Source organism: Streptomyces sp. NPDC088794, from assembly GCF_044750545.1.
Classification (GTDB): domain Bacteria; phylum Actinomycetota; class Actinomycetes; order Streptomycetales; family Streptomycetaceae; genus Streptomyces.
Genome location: NZ_JBIVKB010000003.1, coordinates 19,929 through 33,863, shown reverse-complemented (window position 1 = coordinate 33,863; position 13,935 = coordinate 19,929). Strand labels below are relative to the sequence as shown.

The window sequence follows — 13,935 nt, the reverse complement described above, 5'->3', positions numbered from 1 at the left end:
TGGAGTGAGTACGCATGCTGCGTGATTCCATCGACATTCCCGTCCCGGACCTGTCCGGCAAACGCGCTGTGGTGACCGGTGCCAGTGACGGTATCGGGCTGGGCATGGCGGCATGGCTGGCCGCTGCAGGCGCGGAGGTGGTGCTCCCGGTACGCAATCCCCTGAAGGGCGAGGCGGCGCTCGCGAAGATCCGTCAGCAGGTACCCAGTGGGCAGGTGTCGCTGCGAAACCTTGATCTGTCCTCGCTCGCCTCGGTCGAGACGTTCGGCAAGACGCTGATCGGGGAGGGCCGGCCCGTCCACCTCCTGATCAACAACGCCGGTGTCATGACTCCGCCGGACCGGCAGACCACCGCCGAAGGATTCGAGCTGCAGTTCGGCACCAACCACCTGGGGCACTTCGCCCTGGTGGCCCATCTGCTGCCGCTGCTGCGGGCCGGTCAGGCCCGGGTCACGTCCCAGGTCAGCATCGCGGCGAACCAGAACGCCATCAACTGGGACGACCTGAACTGGGAACGCTCCTACAACGGCCGGCGCGCCTACAGCCAGTCGAAGATCGCGTTCGGACTGTTCGCCCTGGAACTCAACCGGCGCAGCGAGGCAGGCGGTTGGGGCATCACCAGCAACATCTGTCACCCTGGAATCGCACCGACGAGCCTGCTGGCCGCCCGGCCCGAGGTGGGGAGGGACAGGGACACCCTCGGTGTCCGTGTGATCCGTTTCCTGTCCGCTCGGGGCATCCTCCTCGGAACGGTCGAGAGTGCGAACTTCCCCGCCTTGTACGCCGCCACGTCCCCGGACGCCCGGCCCGGTCGGTTCTACGGGCCCAGCGGGCCGCTCCACCTGGGCGGCCCGCCTGCCGAGCAAAACCTCTACAGCCGCCTCACCAGCACGCAAGAAGCCGCCCGTGTGTGGCACACCTCCGAACTGCTCACCGGGCTACGCCTCCAGGCATAGCCCGGCCGATGGGCCGTGCCGGGCTGGAGCGCTCGTACGCCACCAGGCCCAACCGGGGCGGTCTTAATCAACCTGCGGCGGGAAGCCGCGATCGGTGGGCGATGTCGATGATGAACAGGCCGACGGGGGAGGGGCAGCGGTCCAAGATCGCCTTCTCGTACGCGTCGCGTCGTCGTCGAGCAACTCGTGGGCGTCGGCGAGGTTCGTGGCGTAGCCGCTCTTGTATGCCAGTGCGTCGACGGCCTGCTGTCGGCCGTTTCGCGGACGACACCCAGGAGAACACGGTTGGGCCGATACTCATCTCTTTCACCCCGCCCTCGGCTAGTCTCCCAGGACTGTGCAGGATCCGCCGGAGTCGGCTTCGCCCCAGGAACGGGCGACGACTCGGCGGGTGGAGTTCCGTGTACTTCTTCTCGTACCGCGATGGTGCTCGACGGCCTTCCCGGATTCTCGAAGGAGCGTGAATTGCGTGTGAACGTGTGTTATCGACGACGCTCGCAACGGACGAGATTTCGCGCAGTGGCGACAGTCGTGGTGTCCGCGGCCCTTGTCGTGCCCCTCGCTGCGACCCCGGCGAGCGCGGAGGTGATTCGCGAGACTGCGGCGGTCCAACGGGACGGCACCGCTTCCACGCGCGCTCAACTGCAGCAGTTGGCGCGGAAGTTGGTGGACGAAGGAGTGCCAGGAGTGATCGTGCGGGTGGACGACGGTCACGGCAGGCCCATCGAGATCTCCGAGCAGGCCGCCTGGACGAAGGAGGACCATCTGCTCAGAGCGGACGACGAGGTGCGAGAAGCGTCCAACACCAAGACGGTGATGGCCACCCTCGTCCTGCAACTGGTCGCCGAGCACAGACTTGCCCTCACCGACCCGGTCGACAAATGGCTGCCCGGCCAGGTGCGCAACGGCGGAGCGATCACCCTGCGCATGCTGCTCAACCACACCAGCGGATTGTTCGACTACACCGAGGATCCGGCCCTCGCACCGGCCCTCACCGGCCGGGACTCGCACGTATGGACGTCGACGGAGATCCTGAACCTGGTGAGCGGACACCCGGCACTGTTCGAGCCCGGCACCGAGTGGTCGTACAGCAACACCAACTACATCGCGATTGGCGCGGTTCTGGAGAAAGTCACCGGTAGGAGCCTCGCGGCGCTGGTGCGGGACCGGATCGCTAGACCCCTGGGGCTCCGGCACACCTTCTACGCCACCGGCGCCGCCTGGCACCACCGGCACGCGCACGGTTACGAACCTGACGCCGCCCACATGCCGCCGGACGTCCCCGAGGAGTTCAGGAACTACGCCGGACCGCAGCACGACGACCATGTGGACGTCACCGGCGACTACGTCACCGCCAGCGGAGCGGATGCCGCGATCGTGTCGACCGCCGGTGAGTGGTCCCGTTTCTACGGCGCGCTGATGTCGGGCCGCCTGCTGCCCGCCGCCCAACTGACAGAGATGCGCACCACCGTGCCGGAAGGCGGACCGGGGGATCCGGAAGAGCTCGGCTACGGGTTGGGCATCGAGACGGCGAAGACCTCCTGCGGCACGGTCTGGGACCACGTCGGCGTCGTCCCGGGCTATGCGACCTACAACGTCACTGATCCCACCGGCCGTCGCACGGCCGCCTTCTTCTTCGCCACGTCCACCCTCAGCAGGCAGGCGCACCGGACGGGCGCGGCACTGATGGACGCGGTCAACTGTGCCATTCTTGGTTGACCTGCGTGTCTCCGCGAGAGTCGCCTCTGGATCACAACGCGAAACGTACTCGCGGCTCCCTTGGCCACGTGCATCGATCGGCCCTCCCTGAACCTCAACTCGCTTGACCGATGCCCCAGATGGTCAGGCCCAACTGCTGTGTATGTACGGGGAGTTGTCGTGCCTTTTCTGATAGGCCACGGGACGCGGAACGTGCGTGCGGCTATCTGCCGCGCCTGGCCTAGGTAGTGATGATCTCCAATGCCTCGGTGATGCGCTCGTGGTGGGTGCGGTGGGAGACCACGCAGACGCGCAGGGTGTCTCGGTCGTGGACGACCGTGCTGGAGAGCACGACGCGCCGGTGGGCCTTGATCCGCTCCAGCAGACGGCGACCTGCCTCGTCGGCCCGTTCGGCGGCGCCCGGGCTCTCGTCGGTGGGACGGACGCGGAAGATGACGGTGGACGGGTCGGGGCGTTGCGGGACCTCCAGTTCGGTGATGCCGGACAGGGTGTCGTGGACGTGTGCCGCCAGATCGAGCTTCTCTTCCAGGGCCTCCCGGAAGGCGTCCGCGCCGTGCAGATGCAGGTGAAGACAAGCCAGCGGATCGCGGATCTCGTGGGTTACTTCGGGCCCGAGATGACCGGAGTCCGGCACACTGCCCGCCGCTTGTATGTCCTAGAGGTAGCTGCCGGTGCCGTCGTGCGCGGCACGCGGGGAGGTGGGGTCGCGGACGACCAGGACGCCGGTGCCGAACGACATGAACAGCGTCTTGTGCGGGTCGAGGATGATCGAGTCGGCATCCTCCATATCGACGAATCGCTCCGAGCCGCGTTTGGTGAGCCGGAAGAAGCCTCCGCAGGCCGCGTCGACGTGGAAGCACGCGCCCTCGCGGCGGGCCAGTTCGGCCAGTTGGGGCAGCGGGTCCACGGTGTCGGTGGTGTCGGCGGTGGCCACCAACAGGAACGGCCGCAGCCCGCTGCGGGGGCATACGAACGGGACTGCTGCTGACTGAGCGGGCCCGGTAGGCACTGGTCAGGTCGTCCGGGCGTGTACATGATCGCGTTCATGACACCCGAGGATGCCATTGTGGCCACCGCCGACCGGATCGCGGTGCTGCTGGGGTCGGGTGCCGACCCGCGGACGCCGTTGCCGGGCGCCGAGTGGACGGTGGGAGAGGCAGCGGCGCACCTCGCGCTGGCGGGGGAGCTGATGGCGGACATCGGGGCGGGCAAGAACCGTCCCTACGGTGACGGGTCGCCGGCCGGACTGGCGGCGGCCAACCGCGCCTCCCTGGCCGCCTTCCCGCAGCGAGATCTTGCGGTCCTCGGTGCAGAGATCGCGGCCCAGGCGCGGGCCTTCGTCGCGGCCGCGGCCGGCCGCAGCCCGCGGGAAGGGGTGCTCACGCCGATGGGGCCGATGGATCTGGCCACCTTGGGCTCGTACCTGCTCACGCACCTGCTCGGGCACGGTTACGACATCGCGGCCGCGGTGCGTGGGCCGCACATGGTCGACCGGGAGGTGGTCGCGTTCACGCTGCCCTTCATGCGACTGGCCATGCCGCGTGTCGTGAGCGCCGGCGCGGCCGACCACCGGGCGTGTTATCTGGTGCGGACCGGCCGCGACCGCTTCGCCGTCACCTTCGCGGACGGCGTGCCCACGGTCACCGACACCCCGCCAAGGTCATTTTCTGGGGCCGCAAATCGTGGCTGGGCCCACGCATCCCGGCGCTTTTCACAGCGCCGTAGACGAGCTGATGGATTGTCAATTCGCGTGTGTTGCGAGGACTTGGTTCAACGCACGGCATCGAGGAGAGCACGGGTTTCGAGGGGCGGACGTCTTCCTTCCGTGGGCGTGGGCAAGCCGGACGGCTCCAGCTCCCAGGGGCCGACAGATCGGGCTGTAACTATCCGTTCCGTAGGGAGAGTTGAGGCCCGCGCTCGTGTCGAGGTCGTCGTACGCGATGACGTGAACTCGATCGGTGTGCTCGGGCGGATCGCAGCCCTTCTCGACCGTGTGCGTCCGCACGTCGACAGTTCTGCGGGGACCTGCCTCGACAGCGTGCTGTGAGAAATCCGCTTCCGGCCTCGGCCGGGAGTCCCGATCGGGTGATCGCGGCGCGCTGGACGCGCCCACCTGACGCGAAGCCCGGGTCTGGCGCACGATTTCGAACGCCGCATCGCCAGCAGGGCGTGGACGGACCGGTATTTCTCGGGGTCCCAGCGGATCAGGGCGTCCTGGTGCTGTGGCTCGGTGCCGATGCGTCGGCGACGTCGGTGGGCGTGCGTGCGCTGTGGCTGGCGACGGTGTCGGCGGCGGGGCCGCTGACGCGGGAGCTACTGGGCCGAGGTCGTCGTCGCGCAGGAGGGAGTCTTCGGCGGCGAGCAGGGCGTGGTCCCGCGGTATCCGGGCCCGCCGCCGAACAACCGCAGCGCCGCGTTGAGGAGTCTTCCCCGGCGCTCGGCCTTCCGCTGTTCGGCCGACTCGCCGGCGTAATGGCCGGTCGGTGCTCTGGAGCCTGCCCGTCACCGGCCCACTCTCGTCGGCCGTGCTCCCCGCCGCCAAATTTGTCGTGTACAGAGTCTTGTGGCGTAGGGCTCCTCGTCCTTACTTTCCAGTAAGTCAATCTGAACGCAACGGTGTTCAGTTTCGGGCGGCTCTTCCGCCCTGCCCCCACGCCTTCAGCCACCCAGAGGAGAGAGCAGCATGCCTGCCTTCAGATCGAGGCACCTTTGCTCCGTAGCCGCCGCCCTCGTCCTGACCGTCGCCGCCCCGGCGACCGCGGCCACCGCCGCCGACACCTCGACCGCCGCGCTGCGGGAAGTCCTCTTCGTCGGCAACAACTGGGACGGCACCGCCGACGTCGTCAAGTCCAGCGGTGACTTCGCCAAGGTCGGCCGGATCAACGTGATCCCCGACAAGGACGCCCGGATGGCGGAGATCAACGCTGATCTGATCAAGTGGATCTACTTCATGGCCATCCGTAACGGGGTGGGCGAGGGCCACGACCAGTTCGTGGACGACATGTACACCACGCCGGACGGCGCGTCGGTGGTCGTCTCGCGGCCGAGCTTCGCCGACGTCGTCTCCATCGACCTGGCCACCGGGAACATCAACTGGCGTTTCCCGGTGTCCGGTTACCGTTCGGACCACATGGCCGTCTCGCCTGATGGGAAGCGGGTCGCGGTCTCGGCGTCGATCTCGAACACCGTACACGTCCTGGACATCGTCACCGGTAAGCAGCTCGGGTCGTTCAAGACCGGCGACAAGCCGCACGAGAACATCTTCACCAAGGACGGCAAGTACATCTACAACATGGCGATCGGCGACGTGAACACCTCGCAGGATGCGCCGTGGCAGGACTTCACCAAGGGCGACCGGCATATCACCGTCGTCGACGCGACCACCTACAAGCAGGTCAGGATCATCGACATGCGACAGCGGCTGGACGCCATCGGACTCACGGACTACTCGGACGCCGTGCGCCCGGCGGTGTTCTCGCCGGACGAGTCCAAACTGTATTTCCAGGTCTCGTTCTTCAACGGCTTCTTCGAGTACGACCTCGCCTCGGACCGGATCACCCGGACGAAGACCCTGCCGAAGAACCCTGCGACCAGCGACGACCGCACCACGTTCGTCAACGACTCGCGCCACCACGGCCTCTCGATGAGCCCGGATGGGGTCAAGTTGTGCGTGGCCGGCACGATGGACGACTACGCGACAGTGGTTGACCGGGCCACCCTCCAGGAGGGCCCCCTGGTCAGTGCCTCCAAGCCTTACTGGGCCACGGTCAGCGGCGACGGCAAGGACTGCGTCATCTCCGAGAGCGGCGCCGACCAGATCACCGCGATCGATTTCGCCACCGGACAGAAGGTCCTCTCGGTGCCGGTGGGCGACCATCCGCAGCGGATCCGGCTCGGCCATGTGGCGGCGAACTGGACCGGCACCGGCAGCTGACACCCTGCCGCACTTCGGCAAGAACTGCGCCGGTTGCCCGGGTCAAGCAGCATGCGCATCAAGTCGAGGCCGAGGCGCTTGGCGATCGGACAGCCCGCGCGCTTGGGCTCGCTGCACTCCACGTGGAAGACGGCCTTGACCGCTGTGATGAAGGGACGCAGCGACGAGCCTTCGTGGAACTTCGCACATTGCTCGCTGACCAGGCGGCTTACGGGCGGAGGCGTCGTGAGCTGGAGCAGTTGATCACGCAACTGCGCAATCCCGGCACCAGTGAGCGGCTGGGCGCTTTCGTCCACGTCCGGGGGCCGTATCCTCAAGGCATGCGGACGGGGAGAGCGACGGCCCCCGTCCGGACGCCGGAAGCGGGTGCCGAGGCATGAGGCGAGCACGGCGCTCAACCGCCGTCGGTGTGGTCCAGCAGTTGTGCTTCCAATCGGGCGATGCGGCGATCCTGGAGCCTGTTGCTCGCGCCACCTGGCGCGGTTCAGCGAAATCTCTTGATGGTCACTACGGCATACCGTGTAGTCCTCGTCAACGCCTCGGCGACCGATCCGCAGGCGTCGCGTTTGCAGACGAGGGCATCGGGATCAACGTAGCTGGTCGTTCGAGGGCGGCCGTCACCGGATTGCTGGCGCTGCTGGCCCGAATGGTAGGACCGGCGCCGCAGTAGCGGGCTCACCAAGCGCCGCCGAACGTACAGAACCCGCCTGTCCAGTCAGCCCGGTTGCCTTGCTGCTGCGCTCGGTCACCGTGTGGTAAGGCATCGGCGCGGCGGAGGGAGTCTCTTGAGATGCGTCGCTCGGCAGAGCCCGCTCCAGTCGACTCAGTTATGCCCGTGTCATCGGCACGAGTGCCGGATGTGGATACGAGTGAGTGAACTCCGAATTCGACGTGCCTCGCCCCGAACGCCCCGAACCTCGGGGGACGTGCCCCGCCTATGACGACTCGCGCACCACCAGTTCGGTGGGGAGGATGACATGCCGACGGGGCTCTTCGGGGTCGTCGATCTCCGTCAGGAGAATGCGGGCGATCGTGGTGCCGATCTCCTCGACCGGTTGGCGCACGCTGGTGAGGGGTGGGCTGGTGTGCCGGGCGATGATGGAGTCGTCGAATCCGACCACCGCGACGTCGTCGGGAACGCGCCGCCCCTGCCGCCGCAGCTCCGCGAGCGCACCCGCAGCCATGACGTCCGAGGCGACGAATACGGCGTCAAGCGAGGGGACTTGTTCAAGGAGTGAACGCATGGCGGCTGCGCCGCCCTCCTCGGTGAAGTCGGATGAGGCCACGAGCCGCTCGGGGACCTCGTGGCCCGCCGCCTTGAGTGATTCACGCCAGCCCTGAAGCCGGCTACGGGCCACGTCCATGTCCAGAGGACCGCTGATCGTGCCGATCATCCGGCGGCCTCGACTGAGCAGGTGCTCGACGGCGGCCGCGGCCCCGCCTGCATTGTCGGAGTGCACGTGACTGAGCGACTCCTCGGGCGAGCGGCGCCCGGCGAGCACCGTGGGCAGTCCCATCTCCTCCAGCATTGCCGGCAGCGGGTCGTGTTCGTGGACCGAAACGAGGAGTACGCCGTCCACCCGTCGCTCCGCCACCGACTCGGTGAGCTGGTCCCGTTCGGCCTGATCGCGTACGAGGACGAGTTGCAGTTGCGTGCGGGTCTCGGCCAGCGCGGTGCTGACCCCGCGGATGACTGCCGAGAAGTAGGGCTCGGCGCCCAGTCGGCTCTCCGACTCGGGAATGACGAGGGCGACCGAGTTGGTTCGGCTCGTCACGAGTCCCCGGGCTACGGAGTTCGGGACGTAGTTCAGCTCGGCGATGGCGGCGAGTACGGCTGCTCTGGCTTTCTCGCTGACGAGTTCGGAGCCGTTGATGACTCGTGAAACCGTGGTGCGTCCGACGCCGGCGCGGGCGGCCACGGTCTTGATGGTCGGGCGTTGCCTGCCCCCCATGGCATCTCCTCGCTCGCGAGCTGTCCCACCGGCTTTCACCTGCGCATTGTGTCAGACCCTCGTGAGGCTCCCGGAGGGGTTCCGGCGGGTCGGCAGGACATCGTTCCGCAACGAAGCGGATCCACCTTCTTGACAGGAGTCGTAGGGGGCCGTCACGCTTCGGGACCCTGGGTGGGTACGTTCCCACCACATGTTGGGAACGTACCCACTATGACATATCGGGCCCTCGGAGCGGACCGTGGGGCTCGAGCTCCGGTGCGTCAGCGCCGCCGCTAGGAGGACTGGATGAACAAGGCCCAAAGAAGGTCGCGTACACGAGCCGTGGCCGCCGTATCGGTCGTGTCGGCTCTCGGCCTGGTCGTGGGCTGCGGGAGCAGCGACAGCGGCGGGACGGGCGGAGGCAAGAAGGACGGCAAGGTCACCATCACCATGGGGCTGTTCGGCGTCATGGGCTTCAAGGAGACCGGACTGCTCGACAAGTACATGAAGCAGCACCCGGACGTCGTCATCAAGGCCGACGTCGCCGGTGACGAACAGACCTACTACACGGCGCTGCAGACCCATCTGGCCGCGGGCAGCGGGCTCAAGGACATCCAGGGCATAGAAATAGGTCGAGCCAAGGAACTGGCCGACACCCAGAAGAGCAACTTCGTCGACCTGGCCGGCGTGTCCGGCACGGACCACTTCCTGCCGTGGAAGCAGAGCCAGGTCACCACCACGGACAAGAAGGTCATCGGTCTCGGCACCGACATCGGCCCGATGGCGGTCTGCTACCGCAAGGACCTCTTCGAGCAGGCGGGTCTGCCGACCGATCGTGACGAGGTCGCCAAGCTGTGGGAGGGCGACTGGTCCAAGTACGTAGATGTGGGCAGGCAGTTCAAGCAGGGATCCAAGGACGACAAGGTCGCGTTCATGGACAGCTCCAGCGGACTGTTCAACGCCATGATCTACGGCCACTCCCAGCAGTTCTACGACAAGCAGGGCACGTTGATCTATGCCTCCAACCCTGTCGTGAAGGACGCCTGGAAGCTGGCCTCCAAGGCGGCCACCTCCGGTCTCACCGCCAAGCTCCGCCAGTTCCAGCCCGGTTGGGACCCCGGCCTGGCCAACAGCACCTTCGCCACCACCGTCTGCCCGGCGTGGATGCTCGCCCACATCAGCGAGAAGGCAGGACCGAAGAACAAGGGCAAGTGGGACGTCGCCAAGGCACCTCAGGGCGCGAACTGGGGCGGATCGTTCCTCGGCGTCATGGAGAAGAGCCCCGTGAAGAAGGAGGCGCAGGAGCTGGTGGCCTGGCTCACCGCCCCCGAACAGCAGGCCTACCTCTTCAAGAAGATCGGCAACTTCCCCTCGTCGCAGACCGCCCTGGCGATGCCCGACGTCGTGGACGCCAAGTCCGACTACTTCAGCGGCGCACCCATCGGCCAGATCTTCGGCGCCGCAGCCAAAGAGATCCCCGACGAGCAGGTGCTGGGCCGCAAGGACGGCACCATCAAGGACATCTTCTCGCAGGGCCTGACCTTGATCGAAGCCCAGAACAAGAGCCCGAACGAGGCGTGGAAGACCACTGACGAGCGCATCGAGAAGGCCGCCGGCTGACCTGGGACACCGCAGCCCACCCGTGGCGCCGCCCGGCGTCTCACGCACGGCCCGCCTGGGCCGCCGGGCCCGGCCCGCGCCCGCTCCTCACACCCTCCAGGAAGGACGCCTTCCGGTGGCCATCTCCACCTCAACACCCTCTGACGGACCCCCCGTCCACACCGTGCCGACCGGGAACGGCACCGGCGAGGACCGGGCTCGGCGGCGCACGCTGCTGCACCGCCTCGACGTGCGCGGCGCCCCCTACGCCTTCGTCGCCCCCTTCTTCATCGTCTTCGCCGCCTTCAGCTTCTATCCGCTCATCTACACCTCGTGGATCTCCCTGCACCGCGTCGAACTGTCGACTCTGAACGTCATGCAGTGGGTCGGCTTCGACAACTACACGGCGCTGTGGGAGGACGACCGCTTCTGGAACGCACTGTTCAATACCTTCACCATCGGCGTGCTGTCGACCGTGCCGCAGCTGATGATGGCTCTGGGACTCGCCCACCTGCTCAACTACCAACTGCGCGGCTCCACGTTCTTCCGCGTAGCCGCCCTGACGCCCTACGCCACCTCCGTGGGCGCCGCCGCCCTGGTGTTCACCATGCTCTTCGAACGCGACTTCGGCATGATCAACTGGATGCTGAACCTGGTCGGCGTGGACAACATCGACTGGGAGAACAACAAGTGGGCGGCGCAGACGGCGATCTCCTCGATCGTCATCTGGCGCTGGACCGGTTACAACGCCCTGCTGTACCTGGCGGCGATGCAGGCGATCCCCCGCGACCGCTACGAGGCTGCGGCGATCGACGGGGCCTCACGCTGGCAGCAGTTCCTCAAGGTCACCGTCCCCGGCATCCGCTCCACCATCGTGTTCACCATCGTCCTGTCCACGATCGGCGCCACACAGCTCTTCGGTGAACCTCTGATCTTCGGCCAGGGCCCGAACGGCATCACCGGCGGAGCCGACAACCAGTACCAGACGCTGGGACTGCTGCTGTACGAGGAGGGCTGGAAGAACTACCAGATGGGCCGGGCCGCCACCGTCGCCTGGGCGATGTTCCTCCTGCTCATCGCCGTGTTCGTTGTCCAACAAGTCGTCAGGCGCGTCCTCGCGCGCAGGGCGTGACCGGGAGATCATCATGACCACAGACAGCATCCCGGTCCGTACAGCGGACGCGCCGTCCAAGACCGCACCGAAGGCCCGCAGGAACACCACCTCCCGTGGACAGGGCCGGCGACTCTTCCGGCACCCGGGTGCCGGACGCCAGCATCATGCGGGCCCCGTCGCCTACATCCTGCTGGGAATCGCAGCGCTGTTCTCCCTCTTCCCGCTGTACTGGACGATGGTGGCGGCGTCGACCGACAACACGCGCGTCACCCAGACACCACCGCCCTTCCTGCCCGGCCCCCACCTGCTGGACAATCTCGCCAAAGCCTGGCAGGACGCGGCGTTGGGCAAGGCCATGCTCAACAGCATGATCGTGGCCGGGGTGATCTCCCTGTCCACCGTCCTCTTCGCCACCCTGGCGGGTTTCGCGTTCGCCAAACTCCGCTTCAAGGGCCGCAACATTCTGCTCATGCTCGTGATCGGCACCATGATGGTGCCACCCCAACTCGGCGTCGTCCCGCTGTTCATGATGATGGCGGAGCTGGGCTGGGGGCAGAAGCTGCCCGCTGTCATCTTCCCCACGCTCGTCAGTGCCGTCGGGGTGTTCTTCATGCGGCAGTACCTGACCGAGGCGCTCCCCGACGAACTCGTCGAGGCCGGCCGCGTGGACGGTGCACACTCCCTGCGCATCTTCTGGAGCATCGTGCTGCCCATCGCCCGCGCGCCCATGGCCGTACTCTTCATGATCACGTTCGTGCACGCCTGGAACGACTTCTTCTGGCCGTTCATCGTCCTCGACATGACCAATCCGACAGTGCCCGTCGCCCTCACACAGCTGAGCGCAGGATACGTCCGCGACCAGTCTCTGATCATGGCAGGCGCGCTGCTCGGCACACTGCCCCTCCTTGCGATGTTCATCGTCTTCGGACGCCAGATCGTCGGCGGCATCATGCAGGGCGCCGTCAAAGGCTGAACACCCCTCCAGCCCCTGTCTCACACAGGACCTTCGCCATCCGCCGTCGAGCTTCGCGCCTCCCGCGCAGCACCATCTCTGGAAGGAGTCACGTGACCACCGCTACCCGACGCGTCGCGCCTACCCCGGACACCTCCGACCTCAACCGATTCCCGCAGGGATTCACCTGGGGCACAGCGACCGCTGCCTACCAGATCGAAGGGGCCGCCTCCCTCGACGGGCGCACCCCGTCCATCTGGGACACCTACTCGCGCATCCCGGGCCGGGTGCGCAACGGCGACACCGGTGACGTGGCCACCGACCACTACCACCGCTGGCGGGAGGACGTCGCGATCATGGCCGATCTCGGCGTGAGCGCCTACCGGTTCTCCCTCTCGTGGCCTCGGGTGCAGCCGACCGGCCGCGGCCCCGCCTCTCGGAAAGGGCTCGACTTCTACCGAGCCCTGACCGACGCCCTGCTGGAGAACGGCATCGAACCGGTCGTCACGCTCTACCACTGGGACCTGCCGCAAGAGCTGGAGGACGCGGGTGGCTGGCCGGAGCGCGTCACCAGCGACCACTTCGCCGACTACGCGGCCTTGGCCGCCCACGCGCTGGGGGACCGGGTGAAGACCTGGACCACCCTCAACGAGCCCTGGTGCAGTGCCTTCCTCGGATACGGCTCCGGTGTCCACGCTCCCGGACGCACCGATCCGGTCGCCGCCCTGCGCGCCGCGCACCATCTCAACCTCGCCCACGGCAAAGCCGTTCAGGCTCTGCGCACCGAACTGCCCTCCGACGCGCGGACATCCATCACGCTCAACATCCATCACGTGCGTGCACTCACCCAATCCGCCGAGGACACCGACGCCGCCCGCCGGATCGACGCTCTGGCCAACCGCGTATTCACCGGCCCGATCCTCGAAGGCCACTATCCACAGGACCTCCTCGACGACACGGCCCACCTGACCGACTGGTCGTTCCTGCACAACGGCGACACGGCCACCATTCACCAGCCGCTGGACTTCCTGGGCGTCAACTACTACACGCCCACCCTCGTCTCCACGGCCACCAGCGATGCCGCTCACAACGCGGACGGGCACGGGGTGAGCGACCACAGCCCCTGGCCGGGGGCCGACCGGGTTACCTTCCACCGTCCCGCGGGCGAAACCACCGCTATGGGCTGGGCAGTGGACCCCACTGGGCTCTACGACCTGTTGCTGCGACTCAAGACGGACCATCCCGCCATGCCGTTGATGATCACCGAGAACGGAGCCGCGTTCGACGACTACGTCAACCCGCAAGGCGAGGTGACGGACCCGGAGCGAATCGCCTACCTGCACGCCCACCTGTCAGCCGTGCGGCAAGCGATCGCCGCGGGCGTCGACGTCCGCGGCTACTTCCTGTGGTCCCTGCTCGACAACTTCGAATGGAGCTACGGCTACAGCAAGCGATTCGGTGCCGTCTACGTCGACTACCCGACCGGCAGACGGATCCCGAAGGCAAGCGCGCAGTGGTACGCCGACGTTGTTCGTACAGGAAGCCTCCCGGCCCTGAACGCTTCCCCGAAACCCGGTGAGCCATCAGGCTGCCCGTGATTCAGCAACCGAACGCCGCGCCGGATCAGGCCCCATGGAGTGGTCCGGCCGGGCTGTATCCCTGGAACACGCGGGTGTTTGCCCGGGGCATCGCGTCGCGGCCGGAGGGAGGTGGCCTTGCCTGTCGGCAGG

11 protein-coding genes and 2 pseudogenes are annotated in these 13,935 nt (G+C 67.1%); 8 read left to right on the top strand and 5 right to left on the bottom strand.

Going from position 1 to position 13,935, the window contains the following annotated elements:
- The first annotated feature begins 14 nt into the window (after positions 1-14).
- Together ACIP6U_RS09170 and ACIP6U_RS09165 are read left to right on the top strand one after the other, a co-directional pair.
- Complete coding sequence (locus ACIP6U_RS09170; protein ID WP_401714470.1) at positions 15-956, top strand: SDR family oxidoreductase; 942 nt, start codon at positions 15-17, stop codon at positions 954-956.
- A gap of 519 nt (positions 957-1,475) precedes the next feature.
- Positions 1,476-2,675 carry a serine hydrolase domain-containing protein gene (locus ACIP6U_RS09165; RefSeq protein ID WP_401714469.1) on the top strand — a complete coding sequence of 400 codons (1,200 nt, stop codon included), beginning with the start codon at positions 1,476-1,478 and terminating at the stop codon, positions 2,673-2,675.
- A 220-nt stretch (positions 2,676-2,895) separates the two neighbouring features.
- Here the strand turns inward: ACIP6U_RS09165 and ACIP6U_RS09160 are convergent, their stop codons facing one another.
- Positions 2,896-3,309, bottom strand: coding sequence for a hypothetical protein (locus ACIP6U_RS09160; RefSeq protein WP_401714468.1), 414 nt, complete (start codon positions 3,307-3,309; stop codon positions 2,896-2,898).
- A 21-nt stretch (positions 3,310-3,330) separates the two neighbouring features.
- On the bottom strand, positions 3,331-3,684 hold the full coding sequence (locus ACIP6U_RS09155) for a pyridoxal-dependent decarboxylase (RefSeq protein ID WP_401714467.1): 354 nt from the start codon (positions 3,682-3,684) through the stop codon (positions 3,331-3,333).
- A 24-nt stretch (positions 3,685-3,708) separates the two neighbouring features.
- Between ACIP6U_RS09155 and ACIP6U_RS09150 the strand changes: the two genes are divergently transcribed.
- On the top strand, positions 3,709-4,722 hold the full coding sequence (locus tag ACIP6U_RS09150) for a maleylpyruvate isomerase family mycothiol-dependent enzyme (protein WP_401715507.1): 1,014 nt from the start codon (positions 3,709-3,711) through the stop codon (positions 4,720-4,722).
- A 116-nt stretch (positions 4,723-4,838) separates the two neighbouring features.
- On the opposite strand, the pseudogene ACIP6U_RS09145 reads toward ACIP6U_RS09150, so the two are convergent.
- Positions 4,839-5,046 (bottom strand): annotated as a pseudogene (locus ACIP6U_RS09145) (tetratricopeptide repeat protein); the annotation flags it as partial.
- Positions 5,043-5,165, bottom strand: a pseudogene (locus ACIP6U_RS09140) (TetR/AcrR family transcriptional regulator); the annotation flags it as partial. The pseudogenes ACIP6U_RS09140 and ACIP6U_RS09145, both read right to left, overlap by 4 nt.
- A gap of 193 nt (positions 5,166-5,358) precedes the next feature.
- Here ACIP6U_RS09140 and ACIP6U_RS09135 point away from each other — a divergent pair.
- Complete coding sequence (locus ACIP6U_RS09135; protein ID WP_401714466.1) at positions 5,359-6,609, top strand: YncE family protein; 1,251 nt, start codon at positions 5,359-5,361, stop codon at positions 6,607-6,609.
- Positions 6,610-7,544: 935 nt separating this feature from the next.
- On the opposite strand, the gene ACIP6U_RS09130 is transcribed toward ACIP6U_RS09135, so the two are convergent.
- A complete protein-coding gene (locus ACIP6U_RS09130; RefSeq protein WP_401714465.1) occupies positions 7,545-8,561 on the bottom strand; it encodes a LacI family DNA-binding transcriptional regulator in 1,017 nt (338 codons plus the stop codon).
- Between the two features lie 285 nt (positions 8,562-8,846).
- On the opposite strand from ACIP6U_RS09130, the gene ACIP6U_RS09125 reads away from it, so the two are divergent.
- From ACIP6U_RS09125 to ACIP6U_RS09110, 4 genes are all read left to right on the top strand, one after another.
- A complete protein-coding gene (locus tag ACIP6U_RS09125; protein WP_401714464.1) occupies positions 8,847-10,160 on the top strand; it encodes an extracellular solute-binding protein in 1,314 nt (437 codons plus the stop codon).
- Between the two features lie 163 nt (positions 10,161-10,323).
- Positions 10,324-11,271 carry a carbohydrate ABC transporter permease gene (locus tag ACIP6U_RS09120; protein ID WP_401714463.1) on the top strand — a complete coding sequence of 316 codons (948 nt, stop codon included), beginning with the start codon at positions 10,324-10,326 and terminating at the stop codon, positions 11,269-11,271.
- A gap of 13 nt (positions 11,272-11,284) precedes the next feature.
- Complete coding sequence (locus ACIP6U_RS09115) at positions 11,285-12,226, top strand: carbohydrate ABC transporter permease (protein WP_401714462.1); 942 nt, start codon at positions 11,285-11,287, stop codon at positions 12,224-12,226.
- Between the two features lie 92 nt (positions 12,227-12,318).
- Positions 12,319-13,803: a GH1 family beta-glucosidase gene (locus ACIP6U_RS09110; protein WP_401714461.1), complete on the top strand. Its 1,485-nt coding sequence runs from the start codon at positions 12,319-12,321 to the stop codon at positions 13,801-13,803.
- Positions 13,804-13,935: the final 132 nt, after the last annotated feature.

Bases quoted from the DNA above. Each gene is read 5' to 3' on its own strand.
- ACIP6U_RS09170 (WP_401714470.1), top strand. From the start codon at position 15: ATGCTGCGTGATTCCATCGACATTCCCGTCCCGGACCTGTCCGGCAAA.
- ACIP6U_RS09150 (WP_401715507.1), top strand. From the start codon at position 3,709: ATGATCGCGTTCATGACACCCGAGGATGCCATTGTGGCCACCGCCGAC.
- ACIP6U_RS09135 (WP_401714466.1), top strand. From the start codon at position 5,359: ATGCCTGCCTTCAGATCGAGGCACCTTTGCTCCGTAGCCGCCGCCCTC.
- ACIP6U_RS09130 (WP_401714465.1), bottom strand. From the start codon at position 8,561: ATGGGGGGCAGGCAACGCCCGACCATCAAGACCGTGGCCGCCCGCGCC.
- ACIP6U_RS09125 (WP_401714464.1), top strand. From the start codon at position 8,847: ATGAACAAGGCCCAAAGAAGGTCGCGTACACGAGCCGTGGCCGCCGTA.
- ACIP6U_RS09115 (WP_401714462.1), top strand. From the start codon at position 11,285: ATGACCACAGACAGCATCCCGGTCCGTACAGCGGACGCGCCGTCCAAG.